The sequence below is a fragment of the Streptomyces sp. NPDC085927 genome (genome assembly GCF_044540975.1).
In the GTDB taxonomy this organism is placed as follows: Bacteria; Actinomycetota; Actinomycetes; order Streptomycetales; family Streptomycetaceae; genus Streptomyces; species Streptomyces hirsutus.
In genome coordinates, this window is the sequence record NZ_JBITSN010000006.1 from 444,765 (window position 1) to 466,338 (window position 21,574).

Annotated in this window: 17 protein-coding genes, 1 tRNA gene and 1 pseudogene; 9 read left to right on the plus strand and 10 right to left on the minus strand. The window is 70.7% G+C overall.

Going from position 1 to position 21,574, the window contains the following annotated elements:
* Positions 1-528 precede the first annotated feature (528 nt).
* Both serS and ACIF80_RS19345 read left to right on the plus strand, forming a co-directional pair.
* Complete coding sequence (serS, locus tag ACIF80_RS19340; protein WP_399806030.1) at positions 529-1,806, plus strand: serine--tRNA ligase; 1,278 nt, start codon at positions 529-531, stop codon at positions 1,804-1,806.
* A complete protein-coding gene (locus ACIF80_RS19345) occupies positions 1,803-2,606 on the plus strand; it encodes an HAD family hydrolase (RefSeq protein WP_399806032.1) in 804 nt (267 codons plus the stop codon). Before serS ends, ACIF80_RS19345 begins: the two co-directional genes overlap by 4 nt.
* Positions 2,607-2,670: 64 nt before the next feature.
* Here the strand turns inward: ACIF80_RS19345 and ACIF80_RS19350 are convergent.
* From ACIF80_RS19350 to ACIF80_RS19375, 6 genes are all read right to left on the minus strand, one after another.
* Positions 2,671-2,755: transfer RNA gene (locus ACIF80_RS19350), tRNA-Ser, on the minus strand.
* A 387-nt stretch (positions 2,756-3,142) separates the two neighbouring features.
* A complete protein-coding gene (locus ACIF80_RS19355) occupies positions 3,143-3,358 on the minus strand; it encodes a hypothetical protein (RefSeq protein WP_399806145.1) in 216 nt (71 codons plus the stop codon).
* Between the two features lie 316 nt (positions 3,359-3,674).
* Positions 3,675-4,394, minus strand: coding sequence for an ABC transporter permease subunit (locus ACIF80_RS19360; protein ID WP_399806034.1), 720 nt, complete (start codon positions 4,392-4,394; stop codon positions 3,675-3,677).
* A gap of 11 nt (positions 4,395-4,405) precedes the next feature.
* A complete protein-coding gene (locus ACIF80_RS19365; protein ID WP_399806035.1) occupies positions 4,406-5,317 on the minus strand; it encodes an ABC transporter ATP-binding protein in 912 nt (303 codons plus the stop codon).
* On the minus strand, positions 5,314-6,231 hold the full coding sequence (locus ACIF80_RS19370; RefSeq protein WP_399806037.1) for an ABC transporter permease: 918 nt from the start codon (positions 6,229-6,231) through the stop codon (positions 5,314-5,316). Before ACIF80_RS19370 ends, ACIF80_RS19365 begins: the two co-directional genes overlap by 4 nt.
* Positions 6,221-7,246 carry an ABC transporter ATP-binding protein gene (locus tag ACIF80_RS19375; protein WP_399806147.1) on the minus strand — a complete coding sequence of 342 codons (1,026 nt, stop codon included), beginning with the start codon at positions 7,244-7,246 and terminating at the stop codon, positions 6,221-6,223. The genes ACIF80_RS19370 and ACIF80_RS19375 overlap by 11 nt, the downstream gene beginning before the upstream one ends.
* Before the next feature lie 282 nt (positions 7,247-7,528).
* On the opposite strand from ACIF80_RS19375, the gene ACIF80_RS19380 reads away from it, so the two are divergent.
* The 7 genes and pseudogenes from ACIF80_RS19380 to ACIF80_RS19410 all read left to right on the plus strand — a co-directional run bounded on the left by ACIF80_RS19380 (position 7,529) and on the right by ACIF80_RS19410 (position 13,788).
* Entirely contained in the window at positions 7,529-9,301 is a 1,773-nt protein-coding gene (locus tag ACIF80_RS19380) for an SDR family oxidoreductase (RefSeq protein ID WP_399806039.1), read from the plus strand.
* A 237-nt stretch (positions 9,302-9,538) separates the two neighbouring features.
* Entirely contained in the window at positions 9,539-10,087 is a 549-nt protein-coding gene (locus ACIF80_RS19385; protein ID WP_399806041.1) for an RNA 2'-phosphotransferase, read from the plus strand.
* Between the two features lie 32 nt (positions 10,088-10,119).
* Positions 10,120-10,578, plus strand: coding sequence for a hypothetical protein (locus tag ACIF80_RS19390; protein WP_399806042.1), 459 nt, complete (start codon positions 10,120-10,122; stop codon positions 10,576-10,578).
* Between the two features lie 77 nt (positions 10,579-10,655).
* Positions 10,656-10,865: pseudogene (locus ACIF80_RS19395) on the plus strand (LLM class flavin-dependent oxidoreductase); the annotation flags it as partial.
* A gap of 64 nt (positions 10,866-10,929) precedes the next feature.
* Positions 10,930-11,802 (plus strand): DUF72 domain-containing protein, encoded by an 873-nt coding sequence (locus ACIF80_RS19400; RefSeq protein WP_399806044.1) that lies wholly within the window; start codon positions 10,930-10,932, stop codon positions 11,800-11,802.
* Between the two features lie 10 nt (positions 11,803-11,812).
* Positions 11,813-12,709 carry an LLM class flavin-dependent oxidoreductase gene (locus ACIF80_RS19405; protein ID WP_399806046.1) on the plus strand — a complete coding sequence of 299 codons (897 nt, stop codon included), beginning with the start codon at positions 11,813-11,815 and terminating at the stop codon, positions 12,707-12,709.
* Between the two features lie 170 nt (positions 12,710-12,879).
* A complete protein-coding gene (locus tag ACIF80_RS19410) occupies positions 12,880-13,788 on the plus strand; it encodes an HAD family hydrolase (protein ID WP_399806048.1) in 909 nt (302 codons plus the stop codon).
* Between the two features lie 114 nt (positions 13,789-13,902).
* Here ACIF80_RS19410 and ACIF80_RS19415 read toward each other — a convergent pair whose 3' ends face one another.
* The 4 genes from ACIF80_RS19415 to ACIF80_RS19430 form a co-directional block, all read right to left on the minus strand.
* A complete protein-coding gene (locus ACIF80_RS19415) occupies positions 13,903-14,967 on the minus strand; it encodes a peptidoglycan DD-metalloendopeptidase family protein (protein WP_399806149.1) in 1,065 nt (354 codons plus the stop codon).
* A 197-nt stretch (positions 14,968-15,164) separates the two neighbouring features.
* Positions 15,165-18,716, minus strand: coding sequence for a thiol reductant ABC exporter subunit CydD (cydD, locus tag ACIF80_RS19420; RefSeq protein ID WP_399806050.1), 3,552 nt, complete (start codon positions 18,714-18,716; stop codon positions 15,165-15,167).
* A 12-nt stretch (positions 18,717-18,728) separates the two neighbouring features.
* Positions 18,729-19,733, minus strand: coding sequence for a cytochrome d ubiquinol oxidase subunit II (gene cydB, locus ACIF80_RS19425; RefSeq protein ID WP_399806052.1), 1,005 nt, complete (start codon positions 19,731-19,733; stop codon positions 18,729-18,731).
* A gap of 21 nt (positions 19,734-19,754) precedes the next feature.
* Positions 19,755-21,260, minus strand: a complete 1,506-nt coding sequence (locus tag ACIF80_RS19430; protein ID WP_399806054.1) for a cytochrome ubiquinol oxidase subunit I — start codon at positions 21,258-21,260, stop codon at positions 19,755-19,757.
* Positions 21,261-21,574: the final 314 nt, after the last annotated feature.

A 21,574-nucleotide genomic window follows, 5' to 3' on the forward strand; every position in this document is an offset into this window, starting at 1 on the left:
AGCGTTGTGTCGTTCCGTCGACAAATCTCCCTACCGTCCATGATCGCGTTCACTCGCCCGGCGGGCACCTTTCGTCCACCCTTTTCCTCTCGTCAACCCTTTGGAGTGACCATTTTCTCACCGAAAGTGGAGGTAAGGGAGGGTTCGCGCCGGGAATCCTCGCCTCCGGTCACGTGCTCCGGAATGAGCTATTCCGAAATCCACAGACTTTCTTCACACCCTGTGGATAACTTTCCCCACCCTGTGGACACCTGTGGACAACCGGACCCCGAATCCCGGTTCCGCAAGGAATTCCAGTCAACGGGCAGCCCGTGAACTGACCCTTTCCAGGGAGTGGGCCACCCTCCTTGACCCCGATCGCCGCCGAGCCGGCCCCCGGAACGCCCCGTGGTGGACCCTCGGAACGCCCTGTGGCGACCTCGGCTCCACCTCATGGACACATTGCACAATTCCCTCATACGGGGCGCGAGCGACTCCGGTGGAATAGTGAGTCGTGGAGCGTCACCACGCACCGGTAGCCTTGACCGCGTGATTGACCTTCGCCTGCTCCGTGAGGACCCCGACCGTGTGCGCGCTTCGCAGCGCGCCCGTGGAGAGGACGTCGCGCTCGTCGACTCCCTCCTGTCCGCCGACGAACGGCGCAGGTCGTCCGGCGTCCGCTTCGACGAGCTGCGCGCCGAACAGAAAGCGCTCGGCAAGCTCATTCCCAAGGCGACCGGCGACGAGAAGGCCGAGCTGCTGAAGAAGGCCGGCACCCTCGCGGCCGACGTCAAGGCGGCCGACGCGGAGCGGGACGCGGCAGCGGCCGAGACGCAGGAGCTTCTGGTCAGGCTGAGCAACCTCGTCCACCCCGACGTCCCCGTCGGCGGCGAGGAGGACTTCGTCACGCTCGAGACGCACGGCACCGCCCGCGACTTCGGCGCCGAGGGATTCGAGCCCAAGGACCACCTGGAGCTCGGCCAGCTCCTCGGCGCCATCGACGTCGAGCGCGGCGCCAAGGTCTCCGGGTCGCGCTTCTACTTCCTGACCGGCGTCGGCGCGCTGCTCGAGCTGGCTCTGGTGAACGCCGCGATCGCCCAGGCCACCGCGGCCGGCTTCACCCCGATGCTGACCCCGGCCCTGGTCCGGCCCCAGTCCATGGCGGGCACCGGCTTCCTCGGGCAGGCGGCCCAGGACGTCTACCACCTCGAGAAGGACGACCTCTACCTGGTCGGCACGTCCGAGGTGGCGCTCGCCGCGTACCACATGGACGAGATCATCGACGCCGACCGGCTGCCGCTCCGCTACGCGGGCTTCTCGCCCTGCTTCCGGCGCGAGGCCGGTTCGCACGGCAAGGACACCCGCGGCATCTTCCGCGTACACCAGTTCGACAAGGTCGAGATGTTCTCCTATGTCACTCCGGAGGAGTCGCAGGAGGAGCACCGGCGGCTGCTGGAATGGGAGAAGCAGTGGCTGACGTCGCTGGAGCTGCCGTTCCGTGTGATCGACGTCGCCTCGGGCGACCTGGGGTCCTCCGCCGCACGGAAGTACGACTGCGAGGCGTGGATCCCGACCCAGGGCAAGTACCGCGAGCTGACCTCGACCTCGGACTGCACCGAATACCAGTCCCGCCGGCTCCAGATCCGCGTCAGGGAGGGCAAGCAGGTGCGCCCGCTCGCCACGCTCAACGGCACCCTGTGCGCCGTACCGCGCACGATCGTGGCCATCCTGGAGAACCACCAGCAGGCCGACGGCTCGGTGCGGATCCCCGAGGTGCTGCGTCCCTACCTGGGCGGCCGGGAGCTTCTGGAACCGGTTTCCAAGTGAGCACGCCGTTCCCGTACCAACTCGTCGCCACCGACCTCGACGGCACGCTGCTGCGTGACGACCACTCGGTCTCCCGCCGCACCCGGGACGCGCTCGCCGCGGCCACCGCGGCGGGCGCCGCCCACATCGTCGTCACCGGCCGCGCGGTTCCCTGGACCCGGCCCATCCTCGACGACCTGGGCTACCAGGGCCTCGCCGTCTGCGGCCAGGGCGCCCAGGTGTACGACGCCGGGGCGCACCGGCTGCTCACCTCGGTGACGCTGGACCGGCAGCTGGCCGCGGTGGCACTGGCCAAGATCGAGGCGGAGACCGGCCCGCTGCACCTGGCCGCGAGCCGCGACGGGCTGGACGGTGAAGTGCTGGTCGGCCCCGGCTACGAGGTGACGGGCCGACTGCCCTCGACGCCGCTCACGGACGCGTCGGACCTGTGGTCGGCCCCCCTGAACAAGCTGTACATACAGCACCCGACCCTCACCGACGACGAGCTCGCCGAGGCGGCCACCCGCACCGCGGGCGGTTTCGTCACCGTCGTCATGGCGGGCGAGGGCATCGTCGAACTGCTTCCCCTCGGCCTGTCCAAGGCCACTGGGCTTTCCCTGGCCGCCCGACGGCTCGGGGCGAAGGCCGCGGGGACGATCGCCTTCGGCGACATGCCCAACGACATCCCGATGTTCGCCTGGGCCGCGCACAGCGTCGCCATGGCCAACGCCCACCAGGAACTGCGGGCGGTGGCCGACGAGGTGACGTCCTCCAACGAGGAGGACGGGATCGCGGTGGTGCTGGAGCGGTTGCTGGGCTGAGAACGCGACGCCCGCTGAGCCGTTCGGGAACCGGAGGGCTCAGCGGGGCGGGTTCGACGTCCTGCGGAGGATGCACGAATCGAACGTGCGCGGGCTTGCGCCCGACCGCGGCTCAGCGAGCCGGTGCCTTACCTCTCGGCCAATCCTCCGGGTGGGCGGCCCACGCGGCTGATGCGCGTGCTCGAAGCGGCCGCCCCGGGCAGCTCCCCGTGGGGCGGACTCGGCAAAGGAGCAGGAACTACTCCGGAGCCCGCCGTCGGCTGCCCTGGCAGGAGCTGGACGTACTGCCGTGCATGGACATCGTCCCGCTCCTCTCCCGGATCACGGCACCGGACCTTCCCGGCGATGCGGACACCACCACTCTGCCCGCCGGGCGAGGCGGGTGCCACTCATTTAGGGCCTGGCGTCCGGACCACACCGAGGGCTTGGGATCGCGAGGTCGCGAAGCCTCGGGGCCGCGGGCCGTGAGGGCCCGGCCGCCCCGCCGTCAGCGGAACGCGGCCGGGCGGGCACCGCTGCCGGCCGTCGCGGCGCGCTCATCCCCGGCGGCGGCGCCACCGGCGTCGGCGTGCCTTGCTGAAGAACCACCCCGCCGGCGGCTCGTCGGAGCGCCAGGGCTGCGGCTCCGGCTCCTCGTGCCGCCAGCGTTCGGTCAGCATGCGGGCGCGGGCGGACGGCTCGGCGGTCTCCGCAGCACGGATGAAGGCGTCGTCCAGGACCACGTCATTCGGGACCACGTCGTCCGGGACCACGTCGTCCGGGGCGGGGGAGACACTGCCCTCGGCCTCGCCCCGGGCCTCGGCGTCCCGGTCACGGGTCCGGTGGCCGTGCCGGTGATCCGGCCGGTCGTCGGGCCCGTGCACGGGCCCGTGGACGGGTGGGTCGTCCGGCCCGTGAGCGGGCCGGTGAGCGGGCCGGTCCCCGCCCTCGTGCTCCCGCCGTTCGTCGTGCCCGGCCGTCCCACCCGCCATCGCGATCAGTCCTTCCGTCGGATCGTGAGCCGTAACCCTCGCTGTCCCCCGTGCTCGGTGTGCCGGAGCGGAACGAGGTGCGCGGAACGGGGCGAGGTCACTCCTCCCCGGCGAGCGTCAGCGTGCGCAGCTTCTGGCCCGCGTACCAGGTGGCCAGGACGGTGACGACGACCAGCAGGACCGTCGCGGTCGTGAGACCGACGTCCGAGGTGACCAGGTCACCGCCGGAGACCTTCTGGGCCACGGCCAGCGACCACTGCTGGATGCTCAGCGTGCGCGCGCCGGGCACCAGGGAGCCGAACAGTGCCTCCCAGACCAGCGCGTAGACCAGCCCGAACACCACCGCGTGCCGGGAGACCGTGCCGAGCAGCAGGAAGAGCGCCGCGTACGCGATGGAGGCGACCAGCGCGGCCACCGTGTAGGCGACGGCGATCTGCTGGCCGTTGCCGTTGAGGACGAAGCCGGCGATCAGGGTGGGCACCGCCGAGAAGACCATCGTCACGGCGATCGCCACGATCAGCTTGGTGTAGATGATCGTGGGCCGCTTGATCGGTTTGGACAGCAGGTACACCACCGAGCCGTCGTCGATCTCCGGGCCCATCGCGCCGGTTCCCGCGATGACACCGATGATCGGCACCATGGTGGCGAGCGCCAGCCCGCCGAGCACGTCGGCCGCGGTCTGGTCGTCGGCACCGGCGAGGACGCGCACCGCCACGGAGATCGCGATCAGCAGCAGGGGCAGGGCGCCCAGGATGAGGGCCCGGCGACGGCCGAGCAGGGCCCGGTAGGTGAGTCGGGCGACTGTGGGGTCGTACATGGTTCGGCCTCCTACGCCGCGACGAGATACGAGAAGACGGACTCGAGGGACTCGTCGGACGGCGAGACCGTGAGCAGGCGGATGCCGTGTTCCTTCGCGACCCTGGGCAGCAGGGACGTGAAGCGGGCGAAGTCGACGGCCTGGATGCGCAGGACGCCCTCGCTGTGGTCGACCTCGATGCCGGACGTGGACGGATCGGCGATCAGCGCGGCCGCGAGGGCGCGGTCGTCGCTGGAGCGCACCAGGTAGCGGTGCGGGCGGTCCGTCATCAGGCGGCGGATCTTGCGGAAGTCGCCGCTGGCCGCGTGCCGGCCCGCGACGACGACCTCGATGTGCCAGGCGAGCTGCTCGACCTCTTCGAGGATGTGGGACGAGAACAGCACGGTGCGGCCCTCGTCACCCATCCGCCGCAGCAGGTCCATCAACTGCATGCGCTGGCGCGGGTCCATGCCGTTGAACGGTTCGTCCAGCAGGAGCAGGGACGGCTCGTGGACCAGCGCGGAGGCCATCTTCACGCGCTGCCGCATGCCCTTGGAGTACGTGGCGATCTTGCGGTCCTGCGCGTACTCCATCTCGACCGTCGCCAGGGCCTGCTGGGCCGCCTTGGCGCCCAGTCCGTGCAGTTCGGCGTTGGCGACGACGAACTCACGGCCGGTGAGGAAGTCGTACATCCCCTCGCGCTCGGGGACGATGCCGATCTGCCGGTAGATCTTTTCGTTGCGCCACACGGTCTGGCCGTCGAGGGTGACGGTGCCGGTGGAGGGGGCGAGGAAGCCGCCCATCATGTTGATGAGGGTGGACTTTCCGGCACCGTTGGGGCCGAGGAGGCCGGTGACACCGGGACCGATGGTCATGGTGATGTCGTTGACGGCGACCACGTTGCCGAACCAGCGGGAGACGTGGTCGATGGAGAGCGTGGTCACAGGCCCACCTTCCGGTAGCGGCGCGTCAGAAGGCCGTAGCAGGCCGCGATCAGGCCGAGGGTGATGAGGACGTACACCACGCCCTCGCCGTTCGACGGTCCCACTCCGCCGGGGAAGGTGGTGCTCGCGCCCAGGAAGGCGGACTGCACACCGTCGATGAGGGTGACCGGCGAGAACAGGCCGATCCAGGCGATCGCCTGGGAGCTGTCCTGGACGTGCGCGATCGCCTGGAGGGTGGAGACCGCGCCGTAGGAGATGGTCAGCACGGCGATCACGGCGGCGATGCCGAAGCCGCGACGCGGGGTGACCGCCGCGATGACCAGGCTGATGCCGGCGAAGAGCAGGGAGAGCAGTGCCACCGAGACGAGTCCTTGCGCGAACCCCTTGGTCTGGTCGGTGAAGTCGAGTTCGGCCAGCAGCGCGCCCACATAGAGCACCAGCAGGGGAGTGGCCGTCAGGATGAAGAGGGCCGAGGTCAGGGCCGCGAACTTGGCGCGTACGTAGTCGGCGGTCTCGATGGGCCGCGAGAAGTACAGCGGCACGGTCTTGAAGCGCAGGTCGCGCGAGACGGACTGAGGTGCCTGCGAGGCGATGTACAGGCTGATCACGGCCTGCATGATGATCGCGTAGCGGGTGTAGTCGACGGGCAGTTCGTTCGTCTTGGTGGCCACGGCGACGGCCACCATGATGGCGGCGGGGATGCACATCACCACGAACAGCAGCATCGGCAGCACCTTGGACTTCGCCGAGCGGCCGAGGCCGTAGGAGCCGCGCAGGGACTGCGAGTACAGCGAGAGCCTGGCGTAGGAGCGGCCGAGGCGGGGGCCCTCGTAGGAGCGGTAGCCGATGTTGTGGATCCGGGTCTGGTCACCCGACGCCGGTGCGGGTGTCCGCAGGGGCTGCTCAACCGCCATGGCCGACCGCCTCCTTCCGCTGCTCGCCGTTGCCGTGGCCGGCCCCGGTGTCCGTACCTGTACCCGCGTCCGTGCCCGCGCCGGTGTCCGTGTCGTTCGTGAAGACCTCGGAGATGTGGTGGCGGCGCTGTTCCATGCGCACCAGGCCGAGTCCGAGGTCGGCGATCACGTCCCGCACCAGGTCATAGGTCTCCTCGCCCTGGGCGGTGAGCAGGAGGATGTGTCCGGAGCCCGGCAGTCCGCTGCCGTCCTGGACGGACACCCCGCGCGCGTGGAGCGCGTCGCGCACCGCGCGGGTGCCGTCGGGGTGCTCGTCGGTGTCGGTGACCTCGATCGCGAGGGTCGTGGTGTTCTGCGTGAAGTCCGTGGTGGAGCTGGAGCGCAGCAGCTTGCCGCCGTCGACGACGACGACGTGGTCGCAGGTGCGCTCGAGCTCGCCCAGAAGGTGTGAGGTGACCAGGACCGAGATGCCGAAGTCGGTGTGGATGCGACGGATCAGGCCGAGCATCTCGTCGCGGCCGACGGGGTCGAGGCCGTTGGTCGGCTCGTCCAGGAAGACCAGGTCCGGGTCGTGCACCAGGGCCTGCGCGAGCTTCACGCGCTGCTTCATGCCGGTCGAGTAACCGCCCATGGGGCGGTAGCGCTCCTCGTACAGGCCGACATGGCGCAGGGTGTCCGCGGTGCGCTCCCGCGCGGCGGTGGGCGGCAGGCCGGACATGCGGGCCATGTGGACCACGAACTCGGTGGCCGAGACGTCCGGCGGCAGGCAGTCGTGTTCCGGCATGTAGCCGACCCGCTCCCGGATGGCGGCGCCCTCGGTCGCGACGTCGAGGCCGAGCACTTCGGCGCGGCCCTCCGTGGCGGGGGAAAGACCCAGAAGGATCTTGATCAATGTGGACTTGCCGGCTCCATTGGCCCCGACGAGTCCGGTCACACCGGGCCCGACGTCCATGGAGAGCCGGTCAAGCGCGGTCACCCTGGGGAACCGCTTGCTCAGGCTTTCGGTCGCGATCACAGTCACGTCCCCGACGTTAGTGACCCGCGCCACGCCGGTCGTCAGCCCGGAGAGCCGTCTTGGCATCCCCCTCTGGTTGTACGGGCCCGTAGGGGATCCTCCCCTCGGGGAGCTGCCCGCGGCCAGGAGTCACCTATTGACCCGGCCTCCGGTGAGCTGCCAGATTCGCCGGTGTCACGCTGCGGACACGGAGCGCAGCCTCCGGTACGGACATGTGGCACAGCAAGCGGGTGCGGACGCGGGGCGAGGTCGGCGGTACGGAGCGGAGGGAGAGTGACGGGCTTGTCCGGAACGGTGCTGCGGGGCGCGCGTGAGCGCCGGGTACGTACGGGTGGCGTCGAGCTGTGCGTGGCGGAGCTGGGCGACCCCGGGCGGCCGACGATCGTCCTGGTGCACGGCTACCCCGACAGCAAGGAGGTGTGGTCCGAGGTCGCACCGCGCCTCGCGGAGCGTTTCCACGTCGTGGCGTACGACGTCCGCGGCCACGGGCGGTCCACCGCGCCGCGTCCGCTGCGGGGCGGTTTCACCCTCGAGAAGCTGACCGACGACTTCCTGGCCGTCGCGGACGCGGTCAGCCCGGACGAACCGGTACATCTGGTGGGGCACGACTGGGGTTCGGTGCAGGCCTGGGAGTTCGTCACCGTCGGGCGCGGCGAGGGGCGGATCGCCTCGTTCACCTCGATGTCCGGCCCGTCGCTCGACCACTTCGGTCACTGGATCGACCGCCGGCTGCGGCGGCCCACCCCGCGCCGGGTCGGCCAGTTGCTCGGCCAGGGCGCCAAGTCCTGGTACGTGTACCTGCTGCACACACCGGTGCTGCCCGAACTGGCCTGGCGCGGCCCTCTCGGCAAGCGCTGGCCGGACATCCTGAAGCGGTTCGAGAACGTCCCCCGCACAGATGACGGGGACTATCCGACCTCGTCCCTGCCGTCGGACGCGGCGCACGGGGCATGGCTCTACCGGGACAACGTCCGGTCCCGGCTGCGCCGCCCCCGCACGGACGCCTACGCGCACGCGCCCGTACAGCTCGTCACGCCGCTGGGGGACGCGTTCCTGTCGGAGCGGCTCTACGACGATCTCGAGCTGTGGGCACCGCGGCTGACCCGTCGGACGCTCCCGGCGAAGCACTGGGTCCCGCGGACCCGCCCGGACCAGCTCACGACCTGGATCACCGAGTTCGTGACCTCCGTGGAGGCCGGCCGGACGGAGGTCACCGCCCCGGGCCGGTACGCGGACCGGTTCGGCGGGCAACTCGTCCTGGTCACCGGGGCGGGCAACGGCATCGGACGGGCGACGGCGCTCGCTTTCGCCGAGGCGGGCGCGCGCGTAGTGGCCGTCGACCGGGACACGGAGGCGGCGGTCCGCACCGCCGAGGAGGCCCGTTCGGCCGGAGCGTCGGCGGCCTGGGCCAGGACCGCCGACGTCTCCGACGCGCAGGCCATGGAAAAACTCGCCGAGGAGACCACCGCGGAACACGGCGTGGTGGACGTCCTGGTGAACAACGCGGGTGTCGGCCTGGGCGGCTCCTTCTTCGAGACCACCCCGGAGGACTGGAAACGGGTTCTCGACGTCAATCTGTGGGGCGTGATCCACGGTTGCCGGCTCTTCGGAGCGCGGATGGCCGGGCGCGGGCAGGGCGGTCACATCGTGAACGTGGCGTCCGCCGCGGCGTACCGGCCGTCCCGGGCACTGCCCGCCTACAGCACTTCCAAGGCGGCGGTGCTGATGCTCAGCGAGTGCCTGCGCGCGGAACTCTCCGGGCAGGGGGTCGGCGTGACGGCGGTCTGCCCCGGCATCGTCAACACCGGCATCACCTCCGGCGCGCGCTTCGCGGGTGCGGAGGCCGGGGAGGAACAGCGCCACAGGCAGCGGGCGGCCCGCCTCTACGGGCTGCGCGACTGTCCTCCGGAGAAGGTCGCCGCCGCGATTCTGCGCGCGGTGGTGCGGGACGAGGCGGTGGTACCGGTGAGCCCGGAGGCACGCGGCGCGTACGTGTTGGCGCGGTGGATGCCGAGGGCGCTGCGCAGGATCGCCCGGGTGAAGCCACCGGTGTGAGACCTCCGGTGCGGGGCCCCTGGGTGAGGCCGTGGCGAGGGCCGGCCCGAAGCCCGGGCCCGCGTCGGTCGGCGGCCGGCGGCTGGTGGCCGGTGGGACGGGGCCGTTCGGGAGCCGCCGGTACGGTTGTCCACAGGGCAGGCCGACTCCGCTGTGGATAAACAGACTTTGCTGTGGATCAAACATCCTGGGCAAAATCAATCGCGTGATTCGCGTCTCTCACGGCAGGCTGAGCGGATGGACGAAAGACGCACCGTGAAGGTGTCGAAGTACATGGCCAGACATCTGCGCCATCAGCCCGAGGCCATCGGGCTCACCCTCGACGAGGCCGGCTGGGTCGAGATCGACACACTGATCTCCGCGGCGGCCGCACACGGCTTCCGGTTCACCCGGGCGGAACTGGACCACGTCGTCGCCGCCAACGACAAGCAGCGCTTCGCGATCGAGGACACCCGGATCCGCGCCAGCCAGGGGCACAGCATCGAGATCGACCTCGGACTGCCGCCGGCCACCCCGCCGCCGTATCTCTTCCACGGCACCGTCGCCCGTCACCTGGCCGCCATCCGCGCCGAGGGGCTGCTGCCCATGGACCGGCACGACGTGCACCTCTCCGCCGACCGCGCGACGGCGACCCGCGTGGGTGCCCGCAGGGGCCGTCCCGTGGTGCTCTCCGTAAACTCGGCCGCCATGCACCGCGACGGCCATGTCTTCCGGGTGAGCGCGAACGGCGTGTGGCTGACCGGCACCGTGCCCCCCGGATATCTGCGGTTCCCCGAGAGCCACTGACGCAGCGGTTTCCCGGCAGCCGACGGCACCGCATGATCAGCGGTATGGACCATCTGCCCACCACCGAGGCCGCCGTCACCGCCCTCCGGACGCTCGCGGACGCATACGGGCGCGAGGTCGAGGTCACCCATGACATCGGCGCCGACCAGACGTCACGCCGCACCGCGGCGGGCGTGGGCGTGACCACCGACCCGGACGGCTCCCTCCCTCATGAGGCCTACGTCGAGTTCGGCGGCCTGCCCCGGGTCAGCGTGCGGCTCTATCCCGAGGACGACGCCCTGATCGACGTGGAGGGCGTGGAGTGCCCCGACATCCCCCGCGACGAAGTGCCCGCCTTCCTCCGCTCCGTCTTCGACGGCCTCGCCCATGTGCGAACCCGGCGCTTCCCCCCGGGCCGCTTCCTGATCGTGCCGCTGCCCGGCGACCGGACGCACAAGGAATTCATCCCCATGATCGTCTTCACGCCTTGGCTGAGTGCGCGTGTGCGGTGATCGTTGGATATGTGGCGACTGTTTCACGTGAAACACCTGGGCACCGTCGGGCACCGTCAGAACCCGGGCTCCCCGGCATGAGGCTGCGCCTGAGCGCCGTGATCCTCCCGTACCGCCGCCGGAACGAGGGCAGCCGTTCGGCCTGGAAGCGCACCGAGGAGCTCGGCTTCCACACGGGATACACCCGTGGTCACCCGTCGTGGCGCCCCTTCCGGGACGGTCCGCAGTCCGGCGCCCTTCCGACCCTGACCGGCGGCTCCGGCGGAACCACCAGAGCCTGTTGCGGACCGCCGGGCGGATGACCTCACGTGCCGGACGAATCCGTCACCGCGCCCGGGGAAGACTGGCGGGATGGGAAAGATCCGGGTCGGAACCTGCTCGTGGACGGACAAGGCGCTGGTGTCCAGCGGCTGGTATCCGACAGGCCGGCGCGACGCGGAGGGCAGACTGCGGCACTACGCCACACAGTTCCCGGTGGCAGAGGTGGACTCCACCTATTACGGGCTGCCCAGCACCCGTAACAGCCTTCTGTGGGCCGACCGCACCCCTGAGGGATTCCGGTTCGACGTGAAGGCGTTCTCCCTGTTCACCGGGCATCCGACACGGCCGGAAGCGCTGCCCGCCGAACTGCGCCCGGCCCTCGCACGGCAGCGGGGGCGGGCAGGCACCGACCCCGGACTGCTCGACGATGTGTGGGCCCGGTACAGCGCGGCCCTCGAACCACTGCGCGCATCCGGCCGTCTGGGGACGCTGGTTTTCCAGTTCCCGCACCGGCTCGCACCGGGGAGGCCCGCGGTGGAGTTCCTGCGCCGGTGCCGTGAGCGTGCCGCGGGATGGCCGATGGCCGTGGAGTTCCGGCACCCCGGCTGGTGGCACGAGGAGCACGTCGATGCGACGACCGCCCTGCTGACGGAGCTGGACACGGCTGCCGTGGCCGTGGACATGGTGCAGACGCTTCCCGCTTCCGTACCACCTGTCGTACGGGTCACCACCCCGGAACTCGCCCTGGTGCGCTTCCACGGTCGCAACAGCGCGTGGGGGACCGGCACCAAGGAAGAGAGGTTCCGCCACTCGTACACGCCCGAAGAACTCTCCGAGTGGACACCGCGCGTCCGCGAGATGGCCGAGCAGGCGCGGGAGGTCCACGTCCTGTTCAACAACTGCTGCGGTGACGCCGCCGTCCGCGCCGCGCAGTCGATGCAGCACCTGCTCGGTCTCTCGTAGGGTCGTCCCCATGCGACTGAGCACTGTGATCCTGCCGATCGACCGCTGGCGCGAGGGTGGCCACGACAAGTGGCGACGCGCCGAGGAGCTGGGCTTCCACGCCGCCTACATCTACGACCACCTGTCCTGGCGGACCTTCCGGGACGGCCCCTGGTTCGGCGCGGTACCCACGCTCACCGCCGCCGCGACGGCCACCGAACGACTCCGGCTCGGCACGCTCGTCACCTCGCCGAACTTCCGGCACCCGGTGACCCTGGCCAAGGAACTGATCTCTCTCGACGACATCTCGGGCGGACGCGTCACCCTCGGCATCGGCGCGGGCGGCTCCGGTTTCGACGCCACCGCGCTCGGCCAGGAGCCGTGGACCCCGCGCCAGCGGGCGGACCGCTTCGCCGAGTTCGTACCGCTGCTCGACCGGCTGCTCACCGAGGACTCCGTGTCGTACGAGGGCGACTTCTACGCGGCGCACGAGGCCCGCGGCATCCCGGGATGTGTGCAGCGGCCCCGGCTGCCGTTCGCCGTGGCCGCCACCGGGCCGCGCGGGCTGCGGCTCGCCGCCCGGCACGGGCAGGCGTGGGTGACCACGGGTGACCCCAGGCTGTACGAGAACGGCACACCCGGACAGTCGGTGCACGCCCTTCGCGGCCAGATGGAGAAGCTGGCCGATGCCTGTGCCGAGATCGGGCGGAGCACGGCCGAGCTGGACAAGATCCTGCTCACGGGCTTCACCCCGGACCGGGGGCGCCCGCTGGAGTCCCTGGACGCGTTCGTCGACTTCGCGGGCCGCCATGTGGAGCTGGGCTTCACCGAGATCGTGGTCCACTGGCCCATCCCCGACTCGGACTTCGCGGCGGACCAGAAGATCTTCGAGCGGATCGCCATGGAGGCGCCGGCCCAGCTGGGCTGAGCGGGCGGGCGGGCGGCGAGCCGGATCGATGCCCGTAGCCGATCCTCACCGCCCCGCCACTGCCGCAGCCTGGGCCGCCTCAACCGTTTCGGCAGCTCACCGAGAGCGGTAACCCCTCACATGTGCGGAGTGCCGCACGGTCGTGCGGGCTCATACGGGACAATGGCGGGGTGACCTCAGCGACCGCACAGCCCGAGACCCCGGGCTCCCCCCAGTTCTCGACCTCGCTCGAGCGGGGGGACAGCCCTGTCACCCCGCCGCGGCTCATCGCCACCGACCTCGACGGCACCCTGCTGCGCGACGACAAGTCGGTGTCCCCCCGCACGGTCGCCGCGCTGGCCGCCGCCGAGGAGGCGGGCATCGAGGTCTTCTTCGTCACCGGCCGCCCGGCCCGCTGGATGGACGTCGTCAGCGACCACGTCCACGGCCATGGGCTCGCCATCTGCGGGAACGGCGCCGCCGTCGTCGACCTGCACGGCGGTGCCGGTGCCCACCGTTTCGTGAAGGTGCGCGAGCTGGCCCGGCAGAACGCGCTGGACGCGGTGCGACTGCTGCGTGAGGCGGCGCCCGGCACGGTGTACGCCGTCGAGCAGACCTACGGCTTCAACCAGGAGCCGGCGTATCCGAAGCTGCACATGGAGATACCGGACGTCCGCGCCCCGGCCGAGGAACTGCTGGCGCCGGGCGGCCCCGCCTCCGACGAGCCGGTGCTCAAGATCCTCGCCCACCACCCGGAGCTCGACCCCGACGCCTTCCTCACCCTGGCCCGGCTGGCCATCGGCACCCGCGCCAACGTCACCCGTTCCAGCCCCAGCGCCCTGCTGGAGATCAGCGGTCCCGACGTGTCGAAGGCCAGCACCCTCGCCCTGTGCTGCGCAGAGCGCGGGATCTCGCACGAGGAGGTCGTGGCGTTCGGGGACATGCCCAACGACATCGAAATGCTGACCTGGGCGGGCCGTTCCTACGCGATGGGCAACGCCCACCCGGATGTCCTCACCGCCGCTTCGGGGCGCACGGTCGCCAACAACGAGGACGGTGTGGCCGTGGTGATCGAACGGCTGCTGAGCGGACGGCTGTGACCGGATCCGATCACCCGGTGGGCCGACCGCCCCGGGGGGCGACCACCTCGGGGGAGACGACCGCCTCGGGTGGATCCGGCGTGAACGGCGGAGCCGACCGGGCCCGGTGCGCGCTCAGAGTGTCAGCCCCCGTTGCGCCAGCCACGACATCGGGTCCACTGCCGAGCCCATCTCGGGCGTGACCCGCACCTCGAAGTGCAGGTGCGGCCCGGTGGAGTTTCCGCTGGTCCCGGACTGGCCGATCCACTGGCCGGGCGAGACACGTTCGCCCTGGTCCACGGTGACGGCGGCCAGGTGGGCGTACTGCGTGTAGTAGCCGCCCGCGTGCTCGACCACGATCTCGATGCCGAAGGCCCCTCCGCAGGACACCTTCACCACCTTGCCCACACCCACGGACCGCACCGGCGTGCCGATCGGCACCGCGAAGTCCTGGCCGGTGTGCCGGCTTGCCCAGCGTGCACCGCCGCTCCCGTAGGAAGCGGACAGCGCGTAGGTCTCCACCGGCACCACCCAGGACTCGGTGAACGCGGTCTCCGGCTGATCGAGCCGCACCGCCCCGCGGCAGGAACCGGCCGCCACCGAGGCGTCCGCCTGGCCCTGTAGCTGCCACCGCGCCGTCTCGAGCTTCTGCTCGATGCCGCTCTTGAGGGCGGCGAGTTCCTTGTTCCGCTTCTCCAGCGCCTTCCACGCCTTTTCCGCCTTCGCCTCGTTCCGGGCGAGCCGGGCCTCGGCACGGGCGTTCTTCTCGATCGCGTTGTCGAGGGTCAGGTTCGCCTTCCACAAGGCATGCTGACCACGCATCACCTTCTCCGGGTCGTCCGCGAGAATCATGTGCGCGGTCAGCGGCAGTCCGCCGCCGCTGCGGTACTGGGACCGTGCGATGCGGCCGAGGTCATCGCGCAGGGCCTCGGACTCCTGGCGCTCCCGGTCGAGCAGTTTCTCCAGCCGTCGCACCTCGGTCCGCTGCCGGTCGGCCTGGCGCCGGCCCTCCTCGTACTTCAGTGTCGCCGTGGCCGCCTCCTCGTAGAGCCGCACCACCTGGGCGCTGGCCCCGGCTTCCGGACCGTGGCCCGGAGCGTACGGGCCGTCGCCCTCGCCGTCGGCGGGCCGGGCGGCGAGCACGGCGAGCGCGCACAACGGGACGGCGACGAGCAGCGGATGACGACGGGCGAGGCGCATGACAGCGATCCTGGTTCCTGCCCCGGCCACGGTCCTGTTCATGTCGTACGCCTGGGGGACCGTACGACCCGGATGGACCAGCCATACCGCCGAACAGGGGCCCTTCCGATCGGGATTGGCACCCCGTCAAGCATTCTCGCGTCACGCAGGCCCCTCCCGGACGCGCCCGCCTCGTCACGCGCACCCGTCGTGCCCGGTCAGCCCGCCTCCACCAGCTCCACCAGCCGGTCCGACTCCGCCTCACGTCGCGCCATCCGCCGCAACGGTCCGGCCGCGGCGGCCAGTTCTCCGTACGCACCGCGCTGCACCACGCGTCCCTCGTCCAGCACGATCACCTCGTCCACCGCCTCGAGCCCGGCCAGCCGATGGGTGATCAGCAGCGTCGTACGGCCCTCGGTGGCGGCCAGCAGGTCGGCGGTGAGCGCGTCGGCGGTCGGCAGGTCGAGGTGCTCCGCGGGCTCGTCCAGCACCAGTACGGGGAAGTCCGCGAGCAGCGCCCTGGCCAGTGCCAGGCGTTGCCGCTGACCGCCGGAGAGCCGCGCCCCGTGCTCGCCGACGAGCGTGTCCAGGCCCTCGGGAAGACTGTCGGCCCACTCCAGCAGCCGGGCCCGGGCGAGCGCGTCGCGCAGTTCTTCCTCGGTGGCTCCGCGCTTCGCGAGCAGCAGGTTCTCGCGTACGGAGCTGTCGAAGAGGTGGGCGTCCTGCGCGCACAGCCCGACCAGCCCTCGTACGTCGTCGCCGTCCAGGGCGTACGCGTCCACACCGGCCAGCGTGTACGAACCGGCGCCCGGGTCCAGGAACCGCAGCAGCACCTGTGCGAGCGTCGTCTTGCCGGAGCCGGACGGGCCGACCACCGCGGTCCTGCGGCCCTGCTCCAGCGTCAGGTCCAGCCCGGCGAGCGCGTCCCGCTCCTGCCCGGCGTGCCGGGCCTCGAGTCCCTTGACCACGAGCGGGAACGGCGACGCGGGTGCCTGCCGGGGCTGCTCCGGCTCCTGTACGGGCGCCGGGGCGTCCAGGACCTCGTACACGCGCTCGGCGCTCTTGCGTACCCTCTGCCGGTGCTGCACGGCGAGCGGCAGCCCGAGTACGGCCTCGAAGGCCGCGAGCGGGGTGAGGACGACGACGGCCAGCGTCACTCCGTCCAGCCGGCCGGCGGCCACGGCCTGGACGCCGACGAGGGCCGCGGCCGTGACGGTCAGGCCCGAGACGAGCGCGGTGAGCCCGTCGCCGAGGGCGGTGGCGGTGGCGGCGCGCGAGGCGATCCGGGTGAGCACGCCGTCGGCCCGCCGGGCCTCGGCGGTCCGTGCGGGCAGAGCCCCGGCGACCGTCAGTTCCCCGGTCCCGGTGAGCAGGTCGGTGGCACGGGTCGCGAGGACTCCGCGGGCGGGCGCCAGCCTGCGCTCCGCGCGCCGGGCCACGGCGCCCGTGAGCAGGGGCAGACCCACACCTGCCGCGAGCAGCCCGACCGCGAGGACGGCACCGGCCTCGGGAAGCAGCCAGGCCGTGAAGCCGACCGACAGTGCCGAGACGACGACCGCCGCACCCGCCGGCAGCAGCCAGCGCAGCCAGTAGTCCTGAAGCTCGTCCACGTCGGCGACCAGCCGGGAGAGCAGATCGCCCCGGCGGACCCCGCGCAGTCCGGCGGGCGCCAGCCGCTCCAGCCGCCGGTACACCGCGACCCTGGTGTCGGCCAGCATCCGCAGGACCGCTTCGTGCGACACGAGCCGCTCGGCGTACCGGAACACGGCCCGTCCGATACCGAAGGCCCGGGTCGCCGTGACGGCGACCATCAGGTACATCACGGGCGGTTGCTGCGAGGCCCGGGAGATGAGATACCCGGATGTCGCCATGAGGCCCACGGCGCTGCCCAGCGCGAGGCTGCCGAGCAGCAGTGCGAGCGTGAGCCGCCCTCGGCGGGCACCGGACATGGCACGGACGCGGGCCAGCACGCCCCCCGCTCCGGCCTCCGCGACCGACTCGGCCGGCACCGGGCCCGCGAAGTCGGCGGGCCCGGCCTCCTCCACCCGTTCCCAGTCGAGTGCGGGCTGGACGTCCGCCCGTTCCCGGCCGGCAGCGAGGACGGTGTCACCGTGCTCGGGCAGCGGCCGGTCACCGGGCGCGGGCTCCGTCAGTCGCACCACGCGGTCCGCCACCGCGAGCAGCGCCGGCCGGTGCACCACCAGCAGCACCGTCCGGCCGGCCGTCAGGCGCCGTACCGCCGCCACGACCTCGGCCTCGGTGGCACCGTCCAGTGCGGCCGTCGGCTCGTCGAGCAGCAGCACGGGCCGGTCCGCGAGGAACGCACGGGCCAGCGCGAGCCGTTGCCGCTGACCCGCGGACAGTCCCGTCCCGCCCTCGCCCAGTACCGTGCCGGTGCCCTCGGGCAGCGCGTCCACGAACTCCAGGGCGCCCGCGTCCCGAAGAGCCCGGCGGACGGCGTCGTCGTCCGCGTCGGGCCGGGCCAGGCGCACGTTCTCGGCGACCGTCCCGGCGTACAAGTGCGGCCGCTGCGATACCCAGGCCACCTGGCTGTGCCACTGGACCGGATCGATACCGGCGAGATCCGCTCCCCCGATCCGTACCCGCCCCTCGGCCGGCCGCACGAAGCCCAGCAGCACGTTCAGCAGTGTCGACTTGCCCGCCCCGCTCGGCCCGACGAGCGCGACCGTCTCACCGGGTTCGACGGAGAAGGACACGGCCGACACGGCGTCCGCCGACCGTCCGGGGTAGCGGACGGTCACCCCCTCGAAGGACAGGGCACCCGACGGCACCGCCTCGGTCCCCGGCGCCGGCACGGGTGTCTCCAGGACCTCGAAGATCTCTTCTGCGGCGGCCAGCCCTTCCGCCGCCGCGTGGTACTGCGTGCCGACCTGCCGCAGGGGCAGATACGCCTCGGGGGCGAGAATCAGGATGAGCAGGCCGATGTACAGGTCCATGTCGCCGTACACGAGCCGCATGCCGATCGTCACGGCGACCAGTGCCACCGAGAGAGTGGCGAGGAGTTCCAGCGCGAAGGAGGAGATGAAGGCGATCCGCAGGGTCCGCATGGTCGCTCTGCGGTACTCGGCGGTGATTCGCCGGATCGACTCCGCCTGCGCCTTGGCCCGTCCGAACACCTTCAGCGTCGGCAGCCCGGCCACGACGTCCAGGAAGTGGCCGGACAGCCGGGACAGCAGCTCCCACTGCCGGTCCATCCGGGACTGGGTGACCCAGCCGATCAGCATCATGAAGGCCGGGATGAGCGGCAGGGTGACGACGATGATCGCGGCCGAGACCCAGTCCTCGGTGACGATCCGTGCCAGCACCGCCACCGGAACGACCACCGAGAGCCCCAGCTGGGGCAGATAACGGGAGAAGTATCCGTCGAGGGCATCGACCCCACGGGTCGCCAGGGCGACCAGAGAGCCGGTCCGCTGCCCGGTCAGCCACCCCGGGCCGAGTGCCGTCGCCCGCTCCAGCAGCCGGCCCCGCAGCTCCGACTTGACTGCCGCGCTCGCCCGGTGCGCGGCCAGCTCGGTGAGCCAGCCGACCAGGGCACGGCCGACCGCGACACAGGCCAGAAGCACCAGGGGAGTGCCGAGGTCGGCCACGGTCATGCCGTGCTGGAAGGCACCCACCACCACCTCGGCGATGAGCATGGCCTGAGCGATCACCAGCACCGCGCCGATGACGCCCAGGGCGACCACCGCCACCAGGAAGAGCCGTGTGGCGCGGGCGTAACGGAGCAGTCGCGGGTCGATTGGTTTCACGTGAAACACACCTCAGTGCACGGGATCGGCTATGTGCTGGGTGCCGATCCGCTTGCGGAAGACCCAGTACGTCCAGCCCTGGTAGACCATGACGAGCGGCGCGGCGATGACCGTGAGCCAGGTCATGATCTTCAATGTGTAGTCGCTGGAAGAGGCGTTGGTGACGGTGAGACTCCAGTCCGCATCGAGAGTGGACGGCATGACGTTCGGAAAGAGCGTCAGGAAGAGCATCGTCACGGCGGCCACGATGGTGACGCCGGACAGAGTGAACGACCAGCCTTCGCGCCCCGCCTGGTTCGCCGCCAGGGCGGCGACCAGGGCGGCGACCGCGACGACCATCGCGACCAGGCTCGCGCCGTCACCGCGCTCGATCTGCGTCCATCCCAGGAAGACCAGAGCGAGGACGGCGGTGGTCAGTCCTACCCGCAGGGCCGTCTGACGGGCCCGGCCCCGGATGTCGCCGACGGTCTTGAGTGCGGCGAACACGGCACCGTGGAAGGTGAAGAGCGTCAGCGTGACCAGACCGCCCAGCAACGCGTACGGGTTGAGCAGGTCCCAGACGTTGCCCACGTACTCGAACTCGGCGTCGAGCTTCACTCCGCGCACGATGTTGCCGAACGCCACGCCCCAGAGGAACGCGGGGATGAGCGAGGTCCAGAAGATCGCCGTCTCCCAGTTGCGTTGCCAGCGCTCCTCCGGCCGCTTGGCCCGGTACTCGAAGGCGACGCCGCGGATGATCAGGCAGACCAGGATCACCAGCAGGGGCAGGTAGAAGCCGGAGAAGAGCGTGGCGTACCACTCGGGGAAGGCGGCGAAGGTCGCGCCGCCGGCTGTCAGCAGCCAGACCTCGTTGCCGTCCCAGACGGGACCGATGGTGTTGATCAGCACCCGCTTCTCGGCGCGGTCGCGGGCGAGCAGCCGGGTGAGGATCCCGATCCCGAAGTCGAAACCCTCCAGGAAGAAGTAGCCGATCCACAGGAAGGCGATCAGAACGAACCAGACGTTGTGCAGTTCCATGACTCTGCGGCTCCCTCGGGCCTAGTACGAGAAGGCCATCGGCTTGTCGGCGTCACGGAGATCGCCACCGAGCTTCGTGGGCGGGTTGAGATCGGCCTCGGTGAGCTCGGGCGGACCCGCCTTGACGTACTTGGCGAGCAGCTTGACCTCCACCACGGCCAGAACGGCGTACAGCAGGGTGAAGACGGTCATCGAGATGATGACCTCGGCCTGGGACACTCCCGGGGAGACCGCGTGCCGGGTCTGCATCACGCCGTAGACGACCCAGGGCTGCCGGCCCATCTCGGTGAAGATCCATCCCCAGGCGTTGGCGATCAGAGGGAACGCCATGGTCCAGAGCGCCAGGAGCCAGTACAGCCTGCTGAGCCTCGCGCCCAGCGGCTTCTTCAACAACACCAGATGCGGCACCTCGTCCTCCCCGGTGCGCAGGGCGGCCGGCAGCAGGAACCTCTTCCTCGTCAGCCAGAGCCCCAGCAGGGCGAGTGAGAAGGACGCCATCCCGAAGCCGATCATCCAGCGGAAGCCCCAGTAGGCGACCGGCACGATGGGCTTGTAGTCACCGGGGCCGAACTGTTCCTGCAGGGCCTCATTGGTGTCGTTGATACCGGGCACGTGCGACTCGAAGTCGCCGTGGGCGAGGAAGGACAGGAGCCCGGGAATCTCCAGGGCGACCTCGTTGTGCCCCTTGTCGACGTCGCCGTACGCGAACACGGAGAACGGCGCCGGGCTCTCGCCGTCCCACAGGGCTTCGGCGGCGGCCATCTTCATGGGCTGCTGTTCGTACATGACCTTGCCGAGGGTGTCTCCGCTGATCGCGGTGAACATGCCTCCGACCGCCATGGTGACCAGGCCGAGCCGGAGCGACGTCCGCATCACCGAGATGTGCTTCTTGCGCATCAGGTGGAAGGCGGCGATGCCGACCATGAAGGCGCCGCCGGTCAGCGCGGACGCCGAGAAACTGTGGAAGACCTGGTTGAGCGTGGTGTTCTGGGTGAGCACCAGCCAGAAGTCGGTGAGTTCCGCCCGGCCCTTCTCCTCGTTGATCCGGTAGCCGACCGGGTGCTGCATCCAGGAGTTGGCCGCCAGGATGAAGTACGCCGACAGCAGCGTGCCGAGGGAGACCATCCAGATACAGGCCAGGTGGATCTTCTTGGGCAGCTTGTCCCAGCCGAAGATCCACAGGCCGATGAAGGTGGACTCGAAGAAGAAGGCGACCAGAGCCTCGAAGGCGAGCGGGGCACCGAAGACGTCACCGACGAACCGCGAGTAGTCGGACCAGTTCATGCCGAACTGGAACTCCTGCACGATGCCGGTGACCACACCCATCGCGATGTTGATCAGGAAGAGCTTCCCCCAGAACTTCGTCGCCCTGAGGTACTTCTCCTTCCCGGTACGCACCCAGGCGGTCTCCAGCCCGGCCGTGAGAGCGGCCAGCGAGATCGTCAGAGGAACGAAGAGGAAGTGGTAGACGGTGGTAATGCCGAACTGCCATCGCGCCAGCGTCTCCGGCGCCAGAGCCAGGTCCACGTCACACTCCTTACATCGCCTTGCATCGCCGTGTCACAACGACCGCTTGACCCCGTTCGTCCCCCACATCCGGGTGAAAACAGGACGCGCTTGTGAACGCGTTCACATTCACAAGCAATTATGACCTACTGCTTTTCAGATTCGGAAGGGGGGTCCACTGTGACGTCAACCCCTTGTCGGTAACGGTCGAAACACAGGAGTGGGGGGGGGGGGGGGGGGCCGCCGCCCCCCCCCCCCCCCCCCCCCCCCCCCCCCCCCGCGGCCCCCCCCCGGGGGGGGCGGCGCCCCCCCGCCCCCCCCCTAATGAGGTGAGG

Coding starts and splice junctions, on each gene's coding strand:
- ACIF80_RS19400 (WP_399806044.1), top strand. CDS start 10,930: ATGGGAAAGATCCGGGTCGGAACCTGCTCGTGGACGGACAAGGCGCTG.
- ACIF80_RS19370 (WP_399806037.1), bottom strand. CDS start 6,231: ATGGCGGTTGAGCAGCCCCTGCGGACACCCGCACCGGCGTCGGGTGAC.
- ACIF80_RS19385 (WP_399806041.1), top strand. CDS start 9,539: ATGGACGAAAGACGCACCGTGAAGGTGTCGAAGTACATGGCCAGACAT.
- ACIF80_RS19415 (WP_399806149.1), bottom strand. CDS start 14,967: ATGCGCCTCGCCCGTCGTCATCCGCTGCTCGTCGCCGTCCCGTTGTGC.
- ACIF80_RS19405 (WP_399806046.1), top strand. CDS start 11,813: ATGCGACTGAGCACTGTGATCCTGCCGATCGACCGCTGGCGCGAGGGT.
- ACIF80_RS19360 (WP_399806034.1), bottom strand. CDS start 4,394: ATGTACGACCCCACAGTCGCCCGACTCACCTACCGGGCCCTGCTCGGC.
- cydB (WP_399806052.1), bottom strand. CDS start 19,733: ATGGAACTGCACAACGTCTGGTTCGTTCTGATCGCCTTCCTGTGGATC.
- ACIF80_RS19390 (WP_399806042.1), top strand. CDS start 10,120: ATGATCAGCGGTATGGACCATCTGCCCACCACCGAGGCCGCCGTCACC.